This is a genomic window from Nostoc sp. C052 (assembly GCF_013393905.1).
Lineage (GTDB): Bacteria > Cyanobacteriota > Cyanobacteriia > Cyanobacteriales > Nostocaceae > Nostoc.
Genome location: NZ_CP040273.1, coordinates 64,160 through 86,520, shown reverse-complemented (window position 1 = coordinate 86,520; position 22,361 = coordinate 64,160). Strand labels below are relative to the sequence as shown.

The 22,361-nt window shown below is 40.4% G+C and carries 21 protein-coding genes; 12 read left to right on the top strand and 9 right to left on the bottom strand.

The features are described 5' to 3' along the window. Window positions 1-179: 179 nt before the first annotated feature. Complete coding sequence (locus FD723_RS32475) at window positions 180-374, bottom strand: hypothetical protein (RefSeq protein ID WP_179069417.1); 195 nt, start codon at window positions 372-374, stop codon at window positions 180-182. 279 nt (window positions 375-653) lie between these two features. On the opposite strand from FD723_RS32475, the gene FD723_RS32470 reads away from it, so the two are divergent. Further along, window positions 654-2,771, top strand: a complete 2,118-nt coding sequence (locus FD723_RS32470) for a DEAD/DEAH box helicase (RefSeq protein WP_179069416.1) — start codon at window positions 654-656, stop codon at window positions 2,769-2,771. A 1-nt stretch (window position 2,772) separates the two neighbouring features. After that, the gene (locus FD723_RS32465; RefSeq protein ID WP_179069415.1) at window positions 2,773-3,432 is read left to right on the top strand and encodes a DUF2290 domain-containing protein; all 660 of its coding nucleotides are present in this window, start codon (window positions 2,773-2,775) and stop codon (window positions 3,430-3,432) included. A 106-nt stretch (window positions 3,433-3,538) separates the two neighbouring features. Here FD723_RS32465 and FD723_RS32460 read toward each other — a convergent pair whose 3' ends face one another. From FD723_RS32460 to FD723_RS32445, 4 genes are all read right to left on the bottom strand, one after another. After that, complete coding sequence (locus FD723_RS32460) at window positions 3,539-6,910, bottom strand: VPA1262 family protein (RefSeq protein ID WP_179069414.1); 3,372 nt, start codon at window positions 6,908-6,910, stop codon at window positions 3,539-3,541. 186 nt (window positions 6,911-7,096) lie between these two features. Continuing rightward, window positions 7,097-8,290, bottom strand: a complete 1,194-nt coding sequence (locus tag FD723_RS32455; protein WP_179069413.1) for a hypothetical protein — start codon at window positions 8,288-8,290, stop codon at window positions 7,097-7,099. A 104-nt stretch (window positions 8,291-8,394) separates the two neighbouring features. Further along, entirely contained in the window at window positions 8,395-9,969 is a 1,575-nt protein-coding gene (locus tag FD723_RS32450) for a hypothetical protein (protein WP_179069412.1), read from the bottom strand. A 340-nt stretch (window positions 9,970-10,309) separates the two neighbouring features. Continuing rightward, a complete protein-coding gene (locus FD723_RS32445; RefSeq protein ID WP_179069411.1) occupies window positions 10,310-10,564 on the bottom strand; it encodes a hypothetical protein in 255 nt (84 codons plus the stop codon). A gap of 258 nt (window positions 10,565-10,822) precedes the next feature. Here FD723_RS32445 and FD723_RS32440 point away from each other — a divergent pair, with 258 nt between their 5' ends. From FD723_RS32440 to FD723_RS32405, 8 genes are all read left to right on the top strand, one after another. Then, on the top strand, window positions 10,823-11,389 hold the full coding sequence (locus FD723_RS32440) for a hypothetical protein (RefSeq protein ID WP_179069410.1): 567 nt from the start codon (window positions 10,823-10,825) through the stop codon (window positions 11,387-11,389). A gap of 76 nt (window positions 11,390-11,465) precedes the next feature. After that, window positions 11,466-11,798 carry a hypothetical protein gene (locus FD723_RS32435; RefSeq protein ID WP_179069409.1) on the top strand — a complete coding sequence of 111 codons (333 nt, stop codon included), beginning with the start codon at window positions 11,466-11,468 and terminating at the stop codon, window positions 11,796-11,798. 21 nt (window positions 11,799-11,819) lie between these two features. Next, window positions 11,820-12,146 (top strand): hypothetical protein, encoded by a 327-nt coding sequence (locus tag FD723_RS32430; protein ID WP_179069408.1) that lies wholly within the window; start codon window positions 11,820-11,822, stop codon window positions 12,144-12,146. Beyond that, window positions 12,139-12,354: a hypothetical protein gene (locus FD723_RS32425; RefSeq protein WP_069074495.1), complete on the top strand. Its 216-nt coding sequence runs from the start codon at window positions 12,139-12,141 to the stop codon at window positions 12,352-12,354. The genes FD723_RS32430 and FD723_RS32425 overlap by 8 nt, the downstream gene beginning before the upstream one ends. Window positions 12,355-12,398: 44 nt before the next feature. Then, the gene (locus FD723_RS32420; RefSeq protein WP_179069407.1) at window positions 12,399-13,160 is read left to right on the top strand and encodes a hypothetical protein; all 762 of its coding nucleotides are present in this window, start codon (window positions 12,399-12,401) and stop codon (window positions 13,158-13,160) included. A gap of 120 nt (window positions 13,161-13,280) precedes the next feature. Next, window positions 13,281-13,670 carry a hypothetical protein gene (locus FD723_RS32415; protein WP_179069406.1) on the top strand — a complete coding sequence of 130 codons (390 nt, stop codon included), beginning with the start codon at window positions 13,281-13,283 and terminating at the stop codon, window positions 13,668-13,670. 48 nt (window positions 13,671-13,718) lie between these two features. Then, the gene (locus FD723_RS32410) at window positions 13,719-14,804 is read left to right on the top strand and encodes an RNA-guided endonuclease TnpB family protein (RefSeq protein WP_179069405.1); all 1,086 of its coding nucleotides are present in this window, start codon (window positions 13,719-13,721) and stop codon (window positions 14,802-14,804) included. Between the two features lie 116 nt (window positions 14,805-14,920). After that, a complete protein-coding gene (locus FD723_RS32405) occupies window positions 14,921-15,484 on the top strand; it encodes a hypothetical protein (protein WP_256875272.1) in 564 nt (187 codons plus the stop codon). A 158-nt stretch (window positions 15,485-15,642) separates the two neighbouring features. Here FD723_RS32405 and FD723_RS32400 read toward each other — a convergent pair whose 3' ends face one another. From FD723_RS32400 to FD723_RS32385, 4 genes are all read right to left on the bottom strand, one after another. Further along, window positions 15,643-16,593 carry an RpoD/SigA family RNA polymerase sigma factor gene (locus tag FD723_RS32400; protein WP_179069404.1) on the bottom strand — a complete coding sequence of 317 codons (951 nt, stop codon included), beginning with the start codon at window positions 16,591-16,593 and terminating at the stop codon, window positions 15,643-15,645. Window positions 16,594-16,700: 107 nt separating this feature from the next. Further along, window positions 16,701-18,929: an ATP-dependent RecD-like DNA helicase gene (locus tag FD723_RS32395; RefSeq protein WP_179069403.1), complete on the bottom strand. Its 2,229-nt coding sequence runs from the start codon at window positions 18,927-18,929 to the stop codon at window positions 16,701-16,703. Window positions 18,930-19,115: 186 nt separating this feature from the next. Beyond that, on the bottom strand, window positions 19,116-20,234 hold the full coding sequence (locus FD723_RS32390; protein ID WP_179069402.1) for a ParB N-terminal domain-containing protein: 1,119 nt from the start codon (window positions 20,232-20,234) through the stop codon (window positions 19,116-19,118). Window positions 20,235-20,236: 2 nt separating this feature from the next. Continuing rightward, entirely contained in the window at window positions 20,237-21,028 is a 792-nt protein-coding gene (locus FD723_RS32385; RefSeq protein ID WP_179069401.1) for a ParA family protein, read from the bottom strand. 287 nt (window positions 21,029-21,315) lie between these two features. Here FD723_RS32385 and FD723_RS32380 point away from each other — a divergent pair, with 287 nt between their 5' ends. Both FD723_RS32380 and FD723_RS32375 read left to right on the top strand, forming a co-directional pair. Further along, window positions 21,316-21,723: a hypothetical protein gene (locus tag FD723_RS32380; RefSeq protein ID WP_256875271.1), complete on the top strand. Its 408-nt coding sequence runs from the start codon at window positions 21,316-21,318 to the stop codon at window positions 21,721-21,723. A 19-nt stretch (window positions 21,724-21,742) separates the two neighbouring features. Beyond that, on the top strand, window positions 21,743-22,255 hold the full coding sequence (locus tag FD723_RS32375) for a hypothetical protein (protein ID WP_179069400.1): 513 nt from the start codon (window positions 21,743-21,745) through the stop codon (window positions 22,253-22,255). Window positions 22,256-22,361: the final 106 nt, after the last annotated feature.

The following is a 22,361-nucleotide window of genomic DNA, read 5'->3' as shown; positions in this document are numbered from 1 at the left end:
AACACATTTCCAAATTGCTTAAACCTAATCTTTCAGCTTGCTGGCTATACGCTCGTGTATAGTATCGACCTTATAGGATTTGGCATAGGCGCGGCGGAACAAGTGCCTTCATGATCCGCTTTGATTTCTACACCCGAAACTGAATTTTCAGTCAAACGAAGCAGAGGGGCGACTCGGTTCTATTTTCTGATCTGCGATCGCTGAAGTTGAAGATTTGATTTTTCAATTTGGGCAGGCGGCGCGGCGGAACCAGTACCTTCTCTACGAGACGCTACGCGAACATGACAGTCTTTCTGCTCAACGCCACAATCCTGGTTTTCAGCAAACAACGAAGCGGGATTACTCTGTGCATCATCCACAAGCGCCAGCGTCATGCAGTCCATTGCCACAGGCAAGTCTATTCTCTTTCTCTGACACGTTTTCGACAGACTGAGACGACGCGACCGCCAAGGGCGCGTGAGCCGTCCCCTCCTCACGCGGATTCTGTGTAGGCGTGTTGTTAGAGATACATCTCACAAACTCTTTTGACTCAACTCATAATTCAGCTTTACCAAGTGTGATTTACAGGAAATCGACAAATATCAAATAGCATGGGACGATTACTTCAAGTTGAAAGATAATAGAGATATATACTTTAGGTAAAGCAATATCTCATGGTTAATGTTATTCGAGGTGATGTAGATAATAAGCCAGTTTCATCTAGAAGGCTAGCTGAGTACTTTGAGAATAGACCCGATATCAATGGCAGCTTATACCTGGGATACCCAATAATAGGAACACCTCAAGGTGGTTATCAAATTGATGCTCTTCTATTATCTAGAGAGCATGGTATTGTTATTTTTAATATTATTGAGGGAACTAACATTAACATAGATATAGAAGAGGCACAAGATGAAAGTGTAACCAAAGTTCAATCAAAACTACTTCAGCATAAAAATCTGACTGAAAGAAGGAAACTAATGGTGGAAATCAGTGCTGTCACATTTGCACCTGCGTTAAATAATACACCAAATGATGTTTCAGAAGACTATCCTATTATAACTAACGAGTCTACATTAGGAGAGTACTTAAAATCTTGTAAGTGGGAGAACAACCAATATTTTGAGAGCCTTAGCTCAGTCATACAAGCTATAACTTCTATTAGAAAAAGAAGGCAGCGTAGCTATGTTCAACGAGAAGATTCCAGAGGCGCAAAACTACAGAGACTGGAAGATTCTATCGCTAACCTAGATAATAATCAGAGCGCTGCTGTACTTGAAACTGTAGAAGGTGTACAGCGAATTAGAGGACTTGCCGGTTCAGGTAAAACTATAGTTCTAGCTCTTAAAGTTGCATATTTACAGGCCAAACATCCTGACTGGAATATTGCTGTTACTTTTAATACACGTTCTCTAAAAAATCAGTTTAAACACTTTATTAATACTTTCACTATTGAACATACGAATGAAGAGCCTGACTGGGAAAAAATAAAAATTATTCATGCTTGGGGAAGTCCTTCAACGGAAGGAATTTATTATGAAGTATGTAAAAAACATAATATTGAATTTAGGGATTTAAATGCAGCAAGAAATCTTACTAATATATCTGGTCAAGAATTTGACAAAGTTTGTGAAGAAGCACTCGATAAAATCCAGAATTTTGATCAGTATTATGATGCAATACTAGTTGATGAAGCACAGGATTTTTCTAAACATTTTTTGCAACTGTGTTATAAAATTTTGAAGTCGCCGAAAAGACTAGTTTATGCGTATGATGAATTACAAAGCCTTAATAATCAAACAATGGAATCACCCGATGTAATCTTTGGAAAAGATACTTACGGTAATCCATGTGTTGAACTTCAGAATAAATCTGGAGAACCAAAACAAGACATTATATTAGAGAAATGCTATAGAAACTCGCGCCCACTCCTCACTTCTGCACACGCTTTGGGTTTTGGAATATATAGAAATGAAGGATTAATTCAGATGTTTGACGATGCAGGTTTATGGAGAGATATTGGTTATAAAGTAGAAGAAGGAAATCTAGAAGAAGGAAAGCCTGTAAAGCTTAGTAGAACTAGCAATACTAGTCCAATATTCCTCGAATCTCACTCAAAGATTGATGACTTAATTATATTTAAGTCTTTTAATAATAACCGCGAACAAAATGAATGGTTAGTCAAAGAAATAGAGAAAAATATTAGAGAGGATGAACTAAAGTATGATGACATAATGATTATTCATTCTAACCCGTTCACAACTAAAGATGCCGTTGGAAGCTCTAGGGCTTTACTGTTTGAAAAAAAGATTAATTCTAATCTAGCCGGAGTCACAAATTCCCGCGATGATTTTTTTAGTGAAGAAGCGGTTACTTTCACAGGTATTTATAGAGCAAAGGGAAATGAAGCTGCGATGATATATGTTATAAATGCCCATGAATGCTTCTCTGGTGCAGAGCTTTCTAGAAAAAGAAATATCTTGTTTACTGCTATGACAAGAAGCAAAGCTTGGTTAAGAGTATTAGGCTATGGCGAAGACATGAGGGGTTTAGTGAAAGAATTTGAAGAGGTTAAAAAAAGAAACTTTGTTCTTGAGTTTACCTATCCTACAGAAGAAGAACGAATAATAATGAATGTTATTAATAGAGATATGAGTCCTAAAGAGCATGAGCGTAGAATTCAAAATCAAAGAAATTTAAAAGATATTGTTGAGGATTTAGAGAAGGGTATTATTCATAAAGAAGATTTGTCACCAGAATTAATAGAAAAATTAAAAAAACAATTATTTTGAAATGACTAGCCACCAAGAAATTTATAAAGAAATTAAGACTATAACTCAAAAACTAATAGAAGTTAGTTTGTGCGATCAACAAAACTTTCCCTCATCTACATCTATTGGTAGAGATAGTTATGAAATTGCATATTCTGGTATGCAGGATCTCTCAATAGCACTGAAAAACATTAATTATAAAGACATATATCATGAACTAGATAAGGGGAAAAACTATAACTTCAAAATGATAGATGGTGCCTTAATACAACTTTTATATACTTATAGAAAATCAGAGCTAATTTCACATAGGCTTGCCTTCTTACCATCACCATTTTTAGAATTTTTCCAGAATGACCCTACAATTTACGAAGCAGATGAAATATATGCAGATATAATAGCAAAAAATATATTACCAGTACCAATAAGATTCGATTATGATCCAGACAATCATAAAGAATTAGATCACCCCAAATGCCATTTAACTTTGGGACAGTTTGAAAATTGTAGAATACCTGTTTGTTCCCCAATCACACCCAATACCTTCATATCTTTTATTATTCGTAGCTTTTATAATACTGCTTTTAGAAAATTTACAGATGACCTTACATTTTCCAGCAGCCTTTTTGATAAAACGATAACTGTTGCAGAGGAGAAAGTATTGCACATAGCTATTTATTAATTTTTTTTAGAGAATGCTTGCTGGTTAACCGACTCATACCAAGATAACTCCTTAATCTGTTCAACTCTATTGAAAAAATGTTTTGTTAAAAAATTATACTGACATATTAAACTTGAGTTAGTTGTTGCAAGTACGACAAGCAAATATTAGCTTTATTCCAAGCCACAGGATTCTGAGAACCTAGAAATGGCCGGGAAATTACTCCTTGAGTAATCAACTTAAGCTTCTCAATTTTTTGTAACCATTCTTTGCGACAATCTAAACTTGCATGAGCAATTGCCCAAGTACAAACCTCAATCAATTCTGAATTTTCAGAAAAATTTGGCGTAGGAATAGAATATTGTTCTTTATTCTGTTTAATTGAGTTTGGTAAGTATGTTTCAAGCCAATGGTGTAGAATTGATTCTAAAATTGATAGCCAAACTTGAGCCACCTCATCAATATTTATCTTGCCATCATCAACTAGAAGTTGAAGTAAATCCTCATTTGTGGACTTTGCCCAATTTTCTTGACAGGGGCCGCTCAAACGACGATTAATAAGCTTAAATTCATTTAACGACAGATTGTTAGGAAAAAACTGCCGCATTCTATCAAAAATTATCAAGCGAAGTTTTCTAAGAAATCCAGTTTCTCCTTGACTTACATTTGCTTTAATTCTTAAATTGTATATCCATTCAGCTAATGTATAAATTCTTTCAGTTTCATTTAAGTTAATTAGTAATCCAAAGAAGTTGTTTAAATCTGAATCTTTCAGGTTATCGTCTGTACTCCACAGAGGAGATAAGCTGTAGGCTGCTATCGCTCGTAGTGATGGTACATCACTTTTGAGTAGTTCTTCCAGGAGTGCGTTATCTTCTTTGTGAATAAATTTAATAACAATTAATTGCCGAAGCATCTCTTGGAGGGTGAATGAGACAGTATAAATCACGTTCCGAAACCGAGAATTATCTAAAGATGATGCATCTGTCAGAAGGTGCCAAAAACTTGTAATAACTCTCACTAATTGGGCTGGTTCTAAAGCGATTAAGGCTTGCGTAGCATAGCGAATGCCGAAATCTTGTAGACAAATCTGCCATCCTCTATAGTCTGTGAACTTGAGAAGTCTATCAGCATCTTGTATTGCATTTACAAAGTCTTGCTGAATAAACTGGCTCAGTTGTATAGCATCTTCTTGTATAGTTGCTTCGTATGAAGTGTCAAGAAGATTTAAATGATTTGGAACCTGTGATAAAAAAGTTTGTATTTTTGCTGCTAATGATGCACCACCAATATTGCTAATTATGTCTAAATATTCTTCTCCATTTGGAGAATTATCTAACCATGATCCTAATGCAGCCCACAATTTCGTAAAAAAATTAGTGTCGGCCGTTAAAAGAGTTTGGCTGAATTTTTCTAAAAAAGTTTTGATTTGAGTGAGATTAGTTTCACTGATTTTGAAATCATAGGTTGTTATATCATATAATCCATGATTTTGAAGATGATTGCCTAAGTCAGCTTGATTAAGGAAAGCTAAGTTAACATCTTGTAGAAGGGCTGCAAAAAACAAGTTGGCATCTAGAATACTATCAAGCCCAGTGGGACGTTTGTTATCTGTAGAGATACTTTTATCATGGACAGACGAGAAAATTTCAATGACTTCTCTCGGTTCATTATTCGTAGGTTCTAGCAAGCTTGCTATATAGTCCTCAACCAATGGTATTACATCTTCTGGGATTGGTGTAATTAGAAGAGGATAAGACTTCGTTGCACCTTGAATTGAATTGGAGAGATGATAGCCAGTTTTTACATCACCGTGTTGATTGAACACTAGTATGTAGCGATCATGGAATATCTGATTTTTTCCCCCTTGGGTGCTTCGTACATCTAGCAACTGAAATTTTAGGTTTTTCAACAAGACTTGTAATTGATAACAAGCATTCCTCAATCGAGTTGCTCTTTGGGGTTCTTGAGTTTTATCTATTGTTTGAGATTGGTGATTTCCAGTTTGTAATGAATCATCCTCTGACCTAACCTGAGTATTTGTCAGTACAACGTATTCTGCTTGGACTGCACTGACCCGTGCGATTAGTTCCTCAATACCGGAGGTGTCGAAAAATGGATCAATGATTAAAACTTTGCTGGCAGTAGGATCATTACTGAGTTTCTGTAACCACTCAAAAAAACTTAAACGACTACGTTCATGGTCATTTTCTCTCCATCCATTTTTGAAGAAATATCCACCAGATGGTGCTGGAAATAATTTCTGGGAAAAGTAGCGGATCTTTTGAGAATCTAATACCCAGGGTTCAACATTTTTTCCACCAATTTGCAACCATTCATAATTCACTTGATTAAATTTTTGAGCCTTTTCAACTCGCTTTTGGATTTTCAATTTTGCAAATTCTGTTAGCCAGTTGGATGGTAAGTTAATTTGAGAACCTGAACAACCTAAATTTAGATTCAACTGCCACTGCGTTGGTGTTGAATGTTCATACCATATTTCCCATCTGTCAGAGTCGAATTTTTGAATCCATATCGTAACAATAACTGAGTTAATTTGTTCTTGTGCCTGAAATAAGGCTGAAGTACTAGCTTGGTTAGAAATTTGAATTAATTGACATTCATCTAAAACGATAACTCCACCGTTTTTGGCACGGCATCGAATCAAAATACTCATCCCCGTTGGCAGAACATTTGGCGAAATTTCCAATTCTACTTGATTAGGTGCAGAATTAGTTTTGATGAAAACTTGTGATTCTTCTTCTTGATTTGCAGCTGGAAAGCATAGCCACTCTAAATTGCCTAATCGTTGACTATCTGCATTACAAAAGTCTAATCCAGTCTCCTCTTTAAGATGACTTAGACAAGTCGTGGCTAGTTCATCTACCTTGGGTAATTTCTCGCCGTTAGATTGGCAAAATAGCTCTAATTTATCAAGTCTGAATAAAGAACCTACAAAGGCAGAAACCCCATCAATTGAACTGCTTGGAGGTTTGATCTGATTAATAATAGGCAAAGTACTAAAAGATGTTTCCAAAAAAATTACTGGACGAATTGTAAAAGATTGATAAATTTTCTGTACTGATATTGCCAAACGGAACTGTTTAAACTGCTCATTTGGTTGAGAAATATTAATTTGTTCACACGCCTGACCTAAAGTCATTCCTTCGCATAAATACTTAGTTAGATTAAAGATTACATTGCCGTTGTGATAAAAATTTAGTCTATGAATGCGAAACTGGTATGGCTTTACGTTCCATTCAGGATGGGAGTTGAACGATCTCCACTGGCTGGGCATTTTTGAAGAACGAGGAATTACCCACCCATACAATAAACGGTATTCTCTGTTATTCTTGCCCGTTTTAATTTCGAGCAGCCACAGATAAAGGGCGCAGGTATCAGCATCGTTTGGGCTGAATAATCTCTTCAGCCGAGAATCTTTGCTCAGATTCTCAAAGGATTGTAATAGGGTTACGTTGTTCGGAGGAAGTTGGGGCATTATTTGCAATATTTATTTACAACATATCTCTTTTTGCAGATATCAATGATAGCGACTTTTGTTTAGAGATAGGGGGTAGAAGTATGAGCAAGATGTCCAACATCTTCACTTATAGAGACTTGCTACCCCCCCCCAAAAAAAAGCGACTTTTCAGCAAACCAAAAAGTTCTGCGATCACTACTGATTTCACTTCACCAACACCCCATCCACAATCGCAATCCCCCACTGCGGAAACTTCACCAATAGTTTTTTAACGACAATCTGCAAAGCCGGATCATCATTCCAGCACTCTTGCAAAAAGTCAAAACCCGGATTCTCCCCTGAATTTGCTGCTCGATTTAGTTTCTCCCTTCTTACAGGTCGCATATTTGACCGCGCAACAATCGCCTCATGCGACCACTTTTCAGGATTTACAATAGGCGCGGCGGAACAAGTACCTTCATCAACTGCTTTGACTTCTTCACCTGAAACTGAATTTTCAAGCAACAAAGAAACAGAATTACTTTGTTCTGCTTGCCCCTGTCTCTGAGTTTGATTAGCGATCGCTTTCTTGGAAGAAAATTCATTTTGTGCAACAGGCGCGGCGGAACAAGCACCTTCATGAGAGACTACCGCCTCAACATCACAATCCTGGTTTTCAGCCAACAACGGAGCAGGTTGATTCGGTACAGCATCCACAAGCGCCAGCGATGTACAGTCCGTTACCGCAGGTAACTCTTCTTCCAACTCTGACACGCTTTCAACAGACTGAGGCGACGCGACCCTCAAGGGAGCGATCGCCGCCTCCTCACAGTGCGAAATCTCGGTAAGCGTGTCAGAGACACAGCTAACGAACTCTTTTGAAGAGTTCGTTAGCTGTTCCTGAGTAGTTCGTGAGGGTTCCTGTAACCTTTGCTCTGACTGGTTTTTAGCTGAAATAGATGCTTTATACAAAGCACGCATTTCTTCAGAGCCAGCATTCATCTCTGAATCCCCAGCATTTAATTCTCGTTTTTCAGCATCTAGTTGTTGATTTTCCGAATTAGCTTTCTCCCAAAATTCCTTCATTCGGCTACCATGTAAATTCTGCACCATCCACTTCACTGTCTCCCGGCCATCCTGAACCGACTTGTCCGGTTTAAAAATAAACAAACCACTATCAAAGAGAATTTTCTTTGCAGAGATAAAAGTACTGTACCCCAAAGCAGAAGTCAAAGGCATCCACCGGGAACCATAGGGGTCAGCCGTCCAACATTCTTGCCACAATTGCGTAACTGAAGGCTTTTGCTGAGAAGCCCATAACAAATCTTCTATGGGAATAATCACATGAAGCCGCTTATACGGTGATTGTGCTTTATCAGCAGCCTTTTTGAGCTTGGGTCTTGCGATAGTTGCAGTCATTTTACAATCTCCTGTTATGTTGACGCACGGAAATTTCCCCTACTGTGATGCAGGGCTTGGTACTTGTATTTGGTTGTCTAAAAAGTTACTAAAACACTGAAAGCCTATTGAGGTTGCCAGAATCGCAATTCATCTCGGAAATACCTATCAGTCTTTTTCGATTGCTCCTTCCAGCAATCCCATGCAACGATTACCTCATCTCCCAAATCCTGAATCACTTCTCCTCTGGCGACATACAAAGTACGATATGGGTCGGCGTGGGCAACGATAGAACCAACGCCAATAATGTCTGGTTGAGAGGATGCTTTCTGGAGTGCGGTAATCAATTCTGTTTCCTGGGTGGTAAGTTCTGCCCAGTAGTCCTGTTTGATTACCTCATACTCTTGCGCCACTGCCCAATAGTCCTGCCAAGTACACCCCGATTTAGCTAGGGCTGCTCTAATATCGCTAACTGCCTGGGGCAACATTTCCAGTTGCTCGGCTCGATATGCGATCGCAGTTGGTGTTGGTTCACTCCCTAGAATGATTGCCGCAGCTTCGAGAGCTTGGGTATTGTTCATAGCACTGGCGAGATTCTTCAAAGCCATCCCCATCAACCGTAAGCATTCCTGGGCATTCTCCTTGGGCGGTTCCTGCGCTAGCGATCGCAGATCAATTGTTTTCTCTAACGCCTGTTTTACCTGCTTATTCAACGCTTTAGTCGCTTGCTGGGTCATGGTATTTCCCCACTGTTGCGAAGGACGTTCTTCTACGGCGTTTTCCAAATCCTGAATACGCTGCCTAAGCTCTTGGTTCTCAGTCTCCAATTGCCGTAGGGATTCCATTTCATTCAGCCGTTGCTGCAACTGGACATTCTGCTCTTTCTGCTGCTTATACAGGTTTTGCAGAGATTGGATTTGCTCACTTACTTGTTCTTCGGCTCTGGCCGATACCTCTGCTTGCAAACCAATTCTCAATTCCTGGGAAAGTCGTTCTAACTCTCGCTGATGCTGTTCTTTAATTTGAGCGATCGCTTCGGTATATTCTGGTGGATAAGTCTGCTCTCTGGGAAAGGGAACGCTGGCGGCATCCAAATCAGCATTATTGATCGGCAGTCTCTCGCCATCAGGAAAAGTGACAATCTGCTGCCAATGGTTTGGAGCCGAAGCCTCAATCACTCCCGAATCCCCATAACGAGGGTGTGATTGTGATGAGACAGTCGCAGAATTACACAATTGCGTTTTGGGGTTTTCGGTTTTTGTGGCGCGTTTAGTTGTTGGTGCAACCTGCTGCACTGCTTTGGCGAAGTCGGCGGCAGTAGGGAAAGGTTTTTCTTTGGCTGCGATCGCAACAGCTTGTTCTAACTTATCGGGAGTTTTTACCAGTCGGAGTAAGGAGCGTGTCTGAGATGGTTTAGTGATTTTTACCCTCAATTCCTCTGGCAGAGTATCAACTACTTTCTTCGCAGACAGCAAATCTCTGACACGCCGATATCCGCCATGTTTGATTAGCTCTTTTTCACAATAGTCCTCAAAGCTGAGATATCCACCATCTTTGTAATAGTGGTTGTCTCGCATAAGACGTAGTTCATCTATTGCTTGCCACTCGAACCTATCGATGGCAGTGAAGGTTTCCTGGATGCTGGTGTTGACAACACTGTAATCGAGTGCTGTTGTTTGTTCTCTGTCTAGTGTCAGCATATTTATTGCTCACTATGGTAGATGCCTAAAAGTTGAGGTGGTGCAGCTTAACCAAAGTGAACCCAGCAGATGATTTGGGGGATTTTTCCAAAAATGTGTCAGCATTATAGTTAGCTCACTTTGTCGTTAACGGATTGAGCAGGCGATCGCAATGCTTTGGTCGGCGGCGATCGTCTTCTACTTCTCCAGTTTTTATCATTATATAATGATATTATCACTATATAATCAATATAGACTGCTTACAAAAAAACAAAGCCCGCTTATTGATTAGCGGGCTTGTCCGGTTTCAGGAGATCCATTAATTGTGAATGTTTTTGCCTGAGAGAATCATTCTCTTCTCTCAGGCTAGCAATTCCCCCATGAGTAAAGAGTCCTGTTGGTTTGATTTGCGCTCTAAAGCCTCTATTCGCTTTTTTAGGTCTATAACATCTACCTTCTCAGATTCGTCAAGGTAATCATCAATCCACGAGATTAGTACTTCAGTAATTGTTTTACCTTGATTGCGGACTTTCTCTGCAAACCTTGTCTTCCTTTCTTGGTCAACCTGGATTTGAATGAAAACCCTATCTGAAGACGCTTTTGATCCTTTGGTCATTCTTACTTAACTCCTTAATTATAAATATTAGCTTACCAATGACTGTTTGTAATGACAATTTCATGAAGAATATATTGACAATGTAGTGATAATATCATAATATAAAAATATGAGGAGCAAGAAAGGCTCGTGTAAATCAAACCGACCTTCCATTGCCTCAAAAGTACAGTTTTTTTTCATCTATCAAAACAAAAGACGACCGCCTGTCCTGGAAAACTTGCGATCGCCTTTTACCCAAATAAATTGGAGATTTTTATTATGACGTATGTAACTCATACACGACAAGCAATTGTCGATTATTCTGTTGACAAGCAAGCCGCAGCACAAGCCGAGCTTGACAAATACATCGAATCCCAAGCCGAAGCTGTAGCCCCAACCCAAGACCCCCTGACTGCTCGTGACCGCCGCATCATTGGCGAGATTATCGAAGTTGAACCCGAATCAGTTCGCACAATCTGGATAGAAGGCGGAATCACCGTATGGGTGCAATTCTTTGATGGTGGACGACTGCCATTCGACCGTGACTGGTTCGCAAAAAGAGTTGCAGAGGTTAAAGCGACACTTCCAGAAACTCCATTGGAGCGCAATGAACGCCTCAGCGATGAATTAGAAGAAGCTTGTGTCAAGTTCAACCTGTGGCATCCCCAGATTGATTGGTTATCCTTCAGTACTAAACTTTACCGAAATAATCAGCTAGTAGGCTACATCGGTTGCAATCTTGAGGGTTGGTATTCTAGACCCCGCACATACGGCATGAACAGATTCGCATCGAGTGCAGAAGAAGCGATTACGTTTTTGGGAGTCCGACCGGCTGTAGCAGCGTAACCACTGACATAAAAAGGGCGATTGCACATCAAGAATTGTAATCGCCTCTACAGCGTAATAGGTAACAAACATCACAATGGCATACACCACAGAAACTACGCCCTCTCTTCAAGTAGCCGAGTTGGATGATTTACCAGAGAAAATTTTTCTACCGCCTACAGACCCGAATGCAGAGATTATCGAAATCCCTGGTTACACGCTCGTTTACGTCAATGGAGCTTGCCCCAAGAATTATCGAGTGTACAAGGCTCATTCAATGATTGGGGTGATATTTCAGCACATCACCCACTGGTCTAACGCTATGGATCAGATTCGGTACACCCAGGCAGAAGAAGCAGCAGTTGGGTTGGATGACTTCATGAAAGTAGCAAAGAAATCCAGAGTTACAGATAAAGCCATAGCAGCATAGTCAACTTCACCAATTACAACCATGCAACCAACAATCACCATTCCACACGGTTGGAAATACCCCCGCTTCACTTTGAGACAACGTGCAGAACAAGGACTGATTATCGGCATCAAGTATTACCCAAGCGATAGTCTTTTAGCATACGAATATGGTGAAGGCTGGCGTTATTTAGTCATGCCTGACATCAATTCTATTGATGAAGGAAATCACTTAGAGAACGAGATTAAATTACTGACACCGCAGGAATTGAGAGCAGAGATTCAGGCTGAAATAGAAAAATGTCTACGCCAACTTGAACTGCTTAAGTACGAATTAAAAGCAATTCCTGAAGGTGTAACTAATGGCTAAACCACCCAAAAACTGCTCTGACCTCACGGCTGCTAGCTTGCTGCTTTTCTTGCGCCGCTATGGTGGTTCTGCTCCTTTGCACAGCATTAATTTCTCACGAACAGTAATCCAATCATTACTCGATAGAGAACTAGTACGAGTCCAGAATACCAAACACGGTTTTTTACTGACAATTACACAAGATTCCGACAAATTGCCGACGAACTAAGCCCATTAACTCATTCAAACAAACACACCCATCACTTTGTACACATGGAAACTATCAAAATCAACAACAGCGTTTTTCTCATCCCACCCAGTCAACCTAAACTGCAAGCTAACTGCGCTAAGGAATACGGTCAATTCCTTCTAGATTGCCCTCCAAAAATCACAATTTTAGAAGCGCAAGCCGGAGGATATCTCAAGGGAAATAAGGCAGACTTTGCGATCGCTATATCCCGCCCAGACCGTTTACTCACAATCAACGAAAACTTTACTAATGAACCCTTTACCGAACTGTGGGTCATTCCTGTAACTGGTGGGTTAAAAGACCAGTTCAAAGGGCCAGCCTCAATGCTGCTTTGTTTCTTGATGCACCGCCGTAGTAAGGATTCATTCGCCGCACTGTACAATCACTTCGCCCATCGTGCTTTTCAATCGTGGTGTGAAGAGGGAATGCTGGGAGATCCGAAAGAGTTTTGTTATAGCGCGATCGCTAGCGTACTCAAAAACTACATCTTCTGCGCCGAGTTTCAGAAAGTGGAAGGTGCGCTGGGAACGTATTGGTTTATTCAATGGTCGTACCGCAACCCTGAGTCCGACTTTGAAAAGGACGCTTTAGTTGCAGCAGAGATGATTCGCTCTGGTGCGGAGTCGGGGGCGACATTGCACTGGGTGACTAATGAAACTTATGAAAGATGGGCAGAGATCGCAAATAAGACGGCTTTAGCACTGCCATCTATGTCTGAAACTGAAGCCAGAGCATCTCTGCAACCACAGAATCAGCTGGTATTACCACAGGGTAAGAAGCGTTGACACAAGGTTGTCTAGATGATGGGGCGGGTGTTGGGCTGCAAAAGTAAACACCCCGCCCTGGAGAAAGAAATCAAGCAAGTCCCTCTAAATATTTCTACCAGCAATTCTGGAGGTTAACAAATGAAGAAAAAATGGACTCCCCAAGAGTTAGAAATTCTTGATGAAATGTCTGAAGCTTATACACCTAAACAGATAGCATACAGACTCAGAAGACGAGGCTATCACCGCACAACATTAGCTGTTCATAAAAAGCTCTATGCGTTGGGTTATTCTGCACGTCCCACTCTCGACAATTATAGTTGTAACCAAATTGCTCAAGCTCTCTCCTTAAACTCCTGTACTGTAGCTAAATGGGTAAAACGAGGATGGCTCAAAGCTATTCGGCGTTCTGCGACAAATTACCTAGTCAAGAGTCGGGATTTAAAACGGTTTTTCAAGAATCCTCCACAATCAATTAAAAAGCGGATTGCAGCTATAGATCCGCAGATTATTAGGTATTTGGTGGGGTAAATTACTAATCCAATTCAAAAAGGTTCAATAGCTACGAAGGTTGCATAAATGTTCATAGGTTTTAAAACTGAATTGAAATTTAACAACAAACAGCGTACAGCGTTTTTAAAGCATTGCGGAGTGGCAAGACACGCTTGGAATTGGGGGTTAGCTTTGACCAAGCAAATATTAGACCATAATAAGGCTAATCCTACAGACAAAATTAAATTTCCTAGTGCTTTTGATTTGCATAAATGGTTAGTAGCATTAGTAAAGCCTGAATGCCCTTGGTATTATGAATGTTCTAATTCTGCTCCACAAGAAATATTAAGAGCTTTAAGCAAAACTTGGGATAGATGTTTTAAGAAAGTATCTGGAGCCCCTCAGTTTAAAAAGAAGGGTCAGCATGATAGTTTTACTTTGTATGGAGTTATAAAGATTTTAGGAAATAACAAAATTAAAGTTCCTCGAATTGGTGTACTCCAAACCTATGAATGCTTACCACAGATTCAACCTAAATCGGTAACAATTAAACGTCAAGCAAATAGATGGTTTATTAGTTTCAAACTGGAAGTAGCGCAACAAGTATCGACTTTAGATAGCATTGTTGGTGTAGACTTAGGAATAAAAAATTTAGCTACTTTATCAACAGGAGAAGTAATTCAGGGAGCAAAAGCTTATAAAAAATATGAAGCTAAATTAAGTAGACTACAGTGGTTGAATCGTCGTAAAGTCAAGGGGTCATCTAACTGGAAAAAAGCGGTAATTAAGATTGCTAGGCTGCATAGGAAGATAGCTAATATTCGCAAAGATACGCTCCATAAATTAACTACATTGTTAGCCAAGAACCACGGTACTGTAGTAATTGAGAATTTGAATGTATCTGGAATGTTAGCTAATCGTACACTAGCCAAAGCAGTTTCAGATATGGGTTTTTATGAATTCCGTAGACAGCTTACATATAAGTGTAAATTATATGATTCACAACTTGTAGTGGTTGATAGATGGTATCCAAGTTCTAAAACTTGTTCTCACTGCGGAACTAAAAAAGACGCTCTCTTGTTAAGCGAAAGAGAGTTTAAATGTGACAATTGTGGATTTACGATTGACCGCGATTTAAACGCCGCAATCAATTTGAGTAAAGCTGTTAGTTAGACAGTGTTAGCCTGTGGACTGGTTGAAGCCGACTTCTCCAGTATGAAGCAGGAAGTAAACATTAAACTCTATTTAGTACAAGTTATCTTTTATAAAAAGGTTGCTTAGAAATAGGTTTGAGTAAGTTTTATGTAACGGAAACTCGTGTACCAGTCAAGGATTTAGAATCTTCCACTTGGAAAGCGGTTTCTATTGATGCGTTTACTGCTGCTTGGTCTACTGAAGTAAACGAATTACCCAAGTTCACAACCGATTATCTGCATTTGGTAACTGGTATTCTATTGCCTATCTGGAAAATACTACCACAGCACAATAGCCGAGTCTTCCGCTTGCAAACCAGCGATGGACAAAAGATTCTCGGTCGGGTAGTAAATGCTCAGGATATCCAGTCGGTGGCTGAACAACTCGGACTCAAGAACAAGCTATTAAGCCCACAGGAGTTAGTCTCTTTAGTGCTAAACGAAGGCTATTCCCAGCAGTTACCGGGTGGCGTAACTTTACGGCGTTCTTATATTGCCGCAGAACCTCGTATAGAGTTGGTTAATGCTATCTCACTGGCAGAGCGGCTTTTAGCTGCTGGATGTTTCACCGAGATCATCAACTGGAAAAAGCGGGTATTCATTCCGGTTTCAGACAAAGCACCAGCTATTCTAGCGGCTGTGATTGAAATCTTGGGATAAGTCAAAAGCTGATGTATTCATTAGATACATCAGCTTATTTTTTGCTCAAACAAGAGTGTGATGGTCTCACATTTTGCACCAAAAAAGGGGCAGATATAGCAGCTACGTCAAACTTTTCGGTCTACTGAAATTTGTACAACTTATTTTTACATAATGGTTCATTCAAATAAATACTCTTGTATGTCGTTTTGTCGATGGCGGAGAATACTTATAGCTTTGACCTGGATTTGACGAATCCTTTCTCGGCTAAGATTTAGCTGTTGCCCAATCTGAGCGAGATTGAAATGCTGATCGTTATCAAGCCCAAAGCTTAAAGTCAACACTTGACGCTGTATAGGTGTTAGTGGTTCTAAGAATTTAGCCACATCTTGGGATAAAAGTTCTTGGGTGAGCAGTTTTTCTGGTGAAACACCAACGTCTGCTAAAATTTCGCCCAACTCTGTCTCTTGCTCATCTCCAACTTGTTTATTTAAAGAGATAGCTGTACGAGAAGCGGCAAGATATTCTCGAAGCTTATCTGTGCTTAGGTTTAATGATTTTGCGATTTCTTCAGCAGTGGCATGGCGGCCAAGTTTTTGAAAGCTTTCTCGCTGCACTTTCTTGATTTTATTAAGTATGTCAGTGAGATGAACAGGCAATCTAATAGTGCGGGATTGTTCTGCAATTGCTCTTGTTATAGCTTGACTAATCCACCAGTAGGCGTAAGTTGAGAGTCTATAACCCCGATTGGGATCAAACTTTTCTATACCCCTTTGTAAACCGATTGCTCCTTCTTGGATCAAATCTAAGAATTCCAAATTCCGGTTCTGGTATTTCTTGGCAACAGATACTACCAGCCGCAGGTTAGCTGTCACCATTTTTTGTTTAGCCTTTTGACCAAGGTGTAGTGCTGATCTGACTTGTGTTTCGGTTTTTTCAACAGTGTTGGCTAATTCTGTCATTGTTGGTTCACGCTCTAGCTGTTGAGTGAGTTCATTTTTAGATTGCTCAATGGCAATCATTTCTTGTACAAGTCTTGCATAAGCAATTTCCTCGTCTGGTTTTAATAGAGGATACTTACCAATTTCTTGTAAATAGATGCGAACCATGTCTGAACTCAGGCTGGACATACAAAATCAACACTTTTTTAAACCAAGGAATTTAAAAGTATAAATCAAATAGCTCAATAAAGTTTTCTATTTTGAAGAACCAAAACATATTACCAATGCAGTCCTGCCTAAAGTAACCTCTGCTTTAACCTTGTGTAGCGCTTTTGATCATCAGTAGAGCGCACCGCCAGAGATATCGCTTTTTTTGCTCCAACCACGATCGCTAACTTCTTGGCACGGGTCAGCCCGGTGTAAAACAGGTTCCGGGTCAACATCATATAGTGCTGCATATAGATTGGCAGAACTATCACCGGATATTCTGAGCCTTGGCTTTTATGAATAGAAATGCTCCAGGCAAGGGCAATTTCATTCAGATCAGCGTAATCGTAAACTACAGTCCGCTCACCATACAGTACTGTAACTTCCTGCTCGACAGTATCAATGGTGAGGATTATTCCCAAGTCGCCGTTGAAAACTTCGCGGTCGTAGTCGTTGGTTAGCTGGATAATGCGATCGCCATCGCGTAACAAATTCCCACCTCTGTTGATCTCCACCTTGTTGGGGCTGGGTGGGTTGATCAACTGCTGCAATACTGTGTTCAGGTTACGAGTCCCGATTACTCCCCGTGTCATCGGGCAAAGGACTTGCACATCAGTGGCAGGATTAAAACCTAAGCGTGGAATCAAATCGGTAATCAACTCGCAGATTGCCTGCACTCCATGTTCAGGCTGATGTCCGCCGCCATGCCAAATACAGTCGGACACAGGATTGTCGGAAATCGGTTCAATTGTGGGATAAATTCCTCGATTAATCTGATGAGCAGCAGTGATAATTGCACTTGTTTGAGCTTGGCGGAATACCTGAGTTAACCGCACTACTGGCACGCAACCAGAATTAATAAAATCAGCAAGTATTTGACCTGGGCCCACAGATGGTAGCTGGTCAATGTCACCCACCAACAATAGTAGAGCGCCAGCCAATACTGCTTTAACCAAGGAGTAAGCCAGAAACAAATCAAGCATCGAAGCTTCATCAGCGATAATTGCCGTGTGGGGTAAAGGATTTTCGCTATCACGCTTGAAACCCCTTGAGCGGGGGTCAAATTCTAACAAGCGATGAATAGTTTTAGCTTCCAGCCCAGTCATTTCACCCAAACGTTGAGCAGCCCGTCCAGTGGGTGCTGCCATTGCAATAGATTTCCCCATTGCTTTCCACAGGCTGACAATGGTGTGAGTTGTGAAGGTCTTTCCAACGCCAGGGCCACCAGTGAGGATCATGATTTTGGAATAGGCTGCTGTTTCTACAGCTTGGCGTTGCTGTTCTGAAAGCTGGATTTTCCGGCTGGCTGTAAAGCGGTCAATCCAATCACGCACACGCTCAATGTCAGTGCCAACAGGTTTTTCCAAGCGTTGGCGGATCAGTTGAGCTAAATTCTGTTCAGTATGAAAGTAAGTCGGTTTGTAGCAAAGTAGGGTTTTATTCTCATCCCACTCTCTAATCAGCTCGTCTGCCAGAGCCATATCTTTAATAATGATCGCAACCGCTTCTTCTGTGGACTGATGAGATTCGGTTGTCAGCAGTTTGATTACCGACTCAATCAGTTCGGTTTGTGGCAGGTAACAGTGACCATCTTCGGCGGCAACACTTAGACAGTGCATAATTCCCGCACGGTAACGAAATTCTGAGTCAGGCGCAATTCCGATATTTCTCGCAATCTTGTCAGCAGTCAGAAAGCCAATACCGTAGATGTCGGCTGCTAGCTGGTAAGGATTATGGGTTACTGTAGCGATCGCCTCATCCTTATATTGCTTGTAAATCTTCACAGCATAAGTGGTAGAAACACCATGCCCCTGGAGAAATACCATTACTTCTTTGATGGCTTTTTGAGTTGACCAGGCGTTTTTGATTAAAGTAATCCGCTTTTTAGCGATGCCCTGAACTTCAATTAATCGCTCTATCTGGTTTTCGATGATGTCCAGGGTTTCAAGCCCGAAGTGAGCTACGATGCGTTTGGCTGTTACTGGCCCAACACCTTTTATGAGTCCACTGCCTAAATATTTCTCAATTCCGGTGAGAGTGGCTGGTTTGGTTTCTTTGTAGTTGACTACTTGGAACTGTGGCCCAAATTGTGGATGGTCACGCCAGAAACCAGTTAGTTGTAAAGTCTGCCCTGGCTGAATATTGGCGAAGCTGCCGACAATTGTTGTGAGTTCGGTACTACGTGGGCGAGTCAGCCTTGCCACCGTGTAACCTGACTCAGCAGAGTAAAAAGTTAAACGTTCTACGACTCCGATGATTGTTTCGTTTTGAGGAAAGGCGCTTACTTGTTGAGGGGAAAGATTAGGAGGAGTGGACATTGCTTATGATTCAGATGCCGCACAGCACATCATTGTATATAATACTGGAATTCAGCGAACTATAGTACATAAATACTAAACCACACACCCAGTCTTAGTGTCATCGAGAACTCACCCTAATTTCTCCGATTAGCTTAACTTACTCCTATGAAACAATTTGTAAAAGTAAAAGTAAGAATATTGAATTTATTTACTTGTAGCAATAACTTTGTCAATTTCTTGTAATTTCTGCTGAAAAAGAGAGCGCATTTCGTGAAGCTGTTTACTACTAGCTTTTTTAAGCAAATCTCCAGAAATTCCATTAACTTTTTGAAATATTATTTTTACCTCTTTTAACTCTTGTTCATTTGACTTTAAATACTTGATCCTAATTTTTCTAACCAGTTCACGAGTTTCTGCTACTGTCAGATTTTTCTTTAAGACTTCATCTGTTGCTGCAATCCGTTCGGATGCTGCTTGATTTTCGGAGATGTCTAATGCCTTGGCAGATAGAGTTGCCAATGCTAAAGCATGAGCGCCTTTGAGTCCATGCTGCCTGATGACCTGTTTTAAATCTTGAGGCAGATAAAGCATCGGCATTAGATTAGCTTTCACAGAACTAGGATTTAACCCCAACTCTAGCAGCACTAGTAGTAGACTCTGTTCTTTACCTGTAATTTCCAGTAGTTCTAAGCCCTGTTGCTGTTCATCGACGCTAACAGCCATCAATTTTGCTAGCTCTTTACTATTTCCATTTCTCTCTATTCTTTTAATTACCGTTCCCAACATTGTGGAAACTTCATCCATTGTCAAATTAGCGGACTTCATTACTTCTTTAAATACTGCCTCTGCTTTATCTAAAGGATTCAAGTCTTCAAAGCCAAGAAAAGTTAGTAATGCAGATTGATCTAAGTCATTAGGCATTGCCACTATTACTGCACGAATAGTTGACCAGCCTAGTAATTTAGCTCCTTCAGTACGTAGCTGCCCATCTAACAGTATGTAACGACCATTACTCTGTCTGACTAAGATGACTGCTGAAATCTGCCCGTGTTTTTTGAGTAATCGTGCTTTTGCTTGTATTAACTCTGGTGTAATTGTCTGCCGAGGCTGATCAGGATTCGGGTCAATGAGATTTAAATCAACTTGTACTTCTCCTGATTGATTTTGAAGTTGTTCTCGGAGTTTTTGCAGTTCATTCTCTAATTCAGGAGATTGTGCGGTTCTGAGTCTTTCTATTTCTATTTGAAGTTCAGCAATTTTTTGTTCTTGCTCAGTTTTTTGAACTGCACTACTAAATTTACTAGCAATTTTAGGCAAAGCCACGATTATTTTTTCTCCTTAATTAAAGCAACTAAATCATCTGTAATTTGCTTAAAATCTTTACAAGCAGGATGTTTGGGACGGTATTTTTGTAAAGGTAGCCCGTGAGCGCTAGCATTTTTGAATTCATTGGAACAACGAACTTTGGGGTAAAGTTTCAATTGTAAATGTTCAGTGATTTCTGGTAATTGCTCTAGATATTGTCTGTGCATCGCTACGGTATCATCATACATACTTGGCACAAACCCTAAAATTGGTGGACGAGGTGATAACTGTAACTCATCACTGGTTGAAATGCACCATTCTACCAATTCTGCTGAACCAGAAATCGCTTTCATTTCTAATTGCACTGGAACTAATATGTGAGTTGAAGCGGCTAAAGCATTAACATTCAGCATTCCCAATGTGGCCGGACAATCCAAGATTACTAAGTTATGAGGTAATGGGTAGTTTTTTAAGCGATCGCTAAGTGTGTACTCTCCTCGTTTCCTAATTACTAATTCGTTGGCCATTTCAGCCATTAATGGATGTCCTTGGCAGACTTGAATTTTTGATTCTTCCCAAACCGAAATTAATTTCCAATCCCCCTTAAAATCTTTGGAAAATGCTTTGACTAGAGTATTAGATACTTCAGCAGGTGGTACCCCACAAAACACATCTAAAGAGCGTTGTGGATCTAAGTCAAGTATTGCTACAGAAAAGCCACGCCGAACTATCTCGTATGCAAGGTGTACACTGAGTGTAGTTTTACCTACACCGCCTGCGTTAGCTATCAGTGAGAGAACTATCTGCTTCATATCAGTTTTTTTGTCGGATTTTGAAATTCGACATTAAGCTTTTGAAAAATGTATATCATGCATTTGTATTTGTCACCTATTTCTGTCGTATTTTAAAATACGACACATTTTTTAAGGATTGAGAAATAAACTAAATTAAATTGAAATCAACCCAACGTCCATCTAAACCATCAAAACAGCAACAGCCCAAACCCATTACCTCATCTGTTAAATCTGATTTGACTTTAGTTGATGAATAACTCAAAACTCAGTAACAGCCTGACCATCCCCCTGTCGAGGAAAAACCCATGAAGCCGCCAAAAGTTGAGCCGCAGGTGACTGGCAAGCGCAACAAGAAAAAAAAAGATTCACCACCAGCAACCAAACCTTATATACCCTTTCAAGACCGCCCCGAAGAACCAGAATTACCGCCAGAACCCTGTCAGCACATGCAATTTCTGGATTGCAACTCGGAGGTAGGACGTGTGATATTCGAGTGCTATCACTGCAAGCAGGGGATAATCAGCGAGTACACCGGAGATCCCGTAATGGGCGAGTACAAAGGACGACCTTCAGTGATTTTTACAAAGGTAAAATGCCCCAACTGTGAGCAAACAGCGATTAGGCTGCAAGCAAGGGAAGTGCTTAAGGGCAACAGCGATTCCTTCTCCTTGGCAGCAATGATGGCACACTTCCTCTTGAAGAGTGATTGGTGAAAGATATTCACGATTGATAATGCAAAAGTTGAAAATTGTACCCTTAATAACTGCACTAACGGCACTGATACTAACTAGTTGCAGCACTACTACTGCTGAACAGTATGAAGCTACAGCACTCACCAGTTACACCTGGCAAGTCAAGTATGCCAATGATCTAACTAGCCAACCACAGCCACGCATTGAAATCTTTGCGAATACTTCAATGTTGAATCGGAATGGATTGAAACCGGCAGGAGCCGTTGTTGGCCCAGATGACAGAGGGTTATGGTGGCCTACTTTACCGCCGCGGCCAAGTGTTGATGAAGTTGAACAACGTAAAAGACCTCAAGAAGAGATAGGAAAACCTGAATTAGTGAAAGATGTAAAGTACAAACTGACTTATGGAGTGGGTAATTCTCAGCAGACACTACCTACTAATTATGATGTTTATCGACAAGTGGTAAAAGCTTACCCCCAAAAAACTCCTTTGGAATTGACTTTGGGTGTGAATGATAATTCAGTAGAGAAAGCTGAACCTGTAAGCAAGTAATAACCCACTCGTTACGTAGTCAGCAAGAAGTTAAAGATCAAAACTGAATTGCTTTTCAACAAAAAATTGATAGTAAAGTATAAATCAAAGAGTCAACGATGATCTA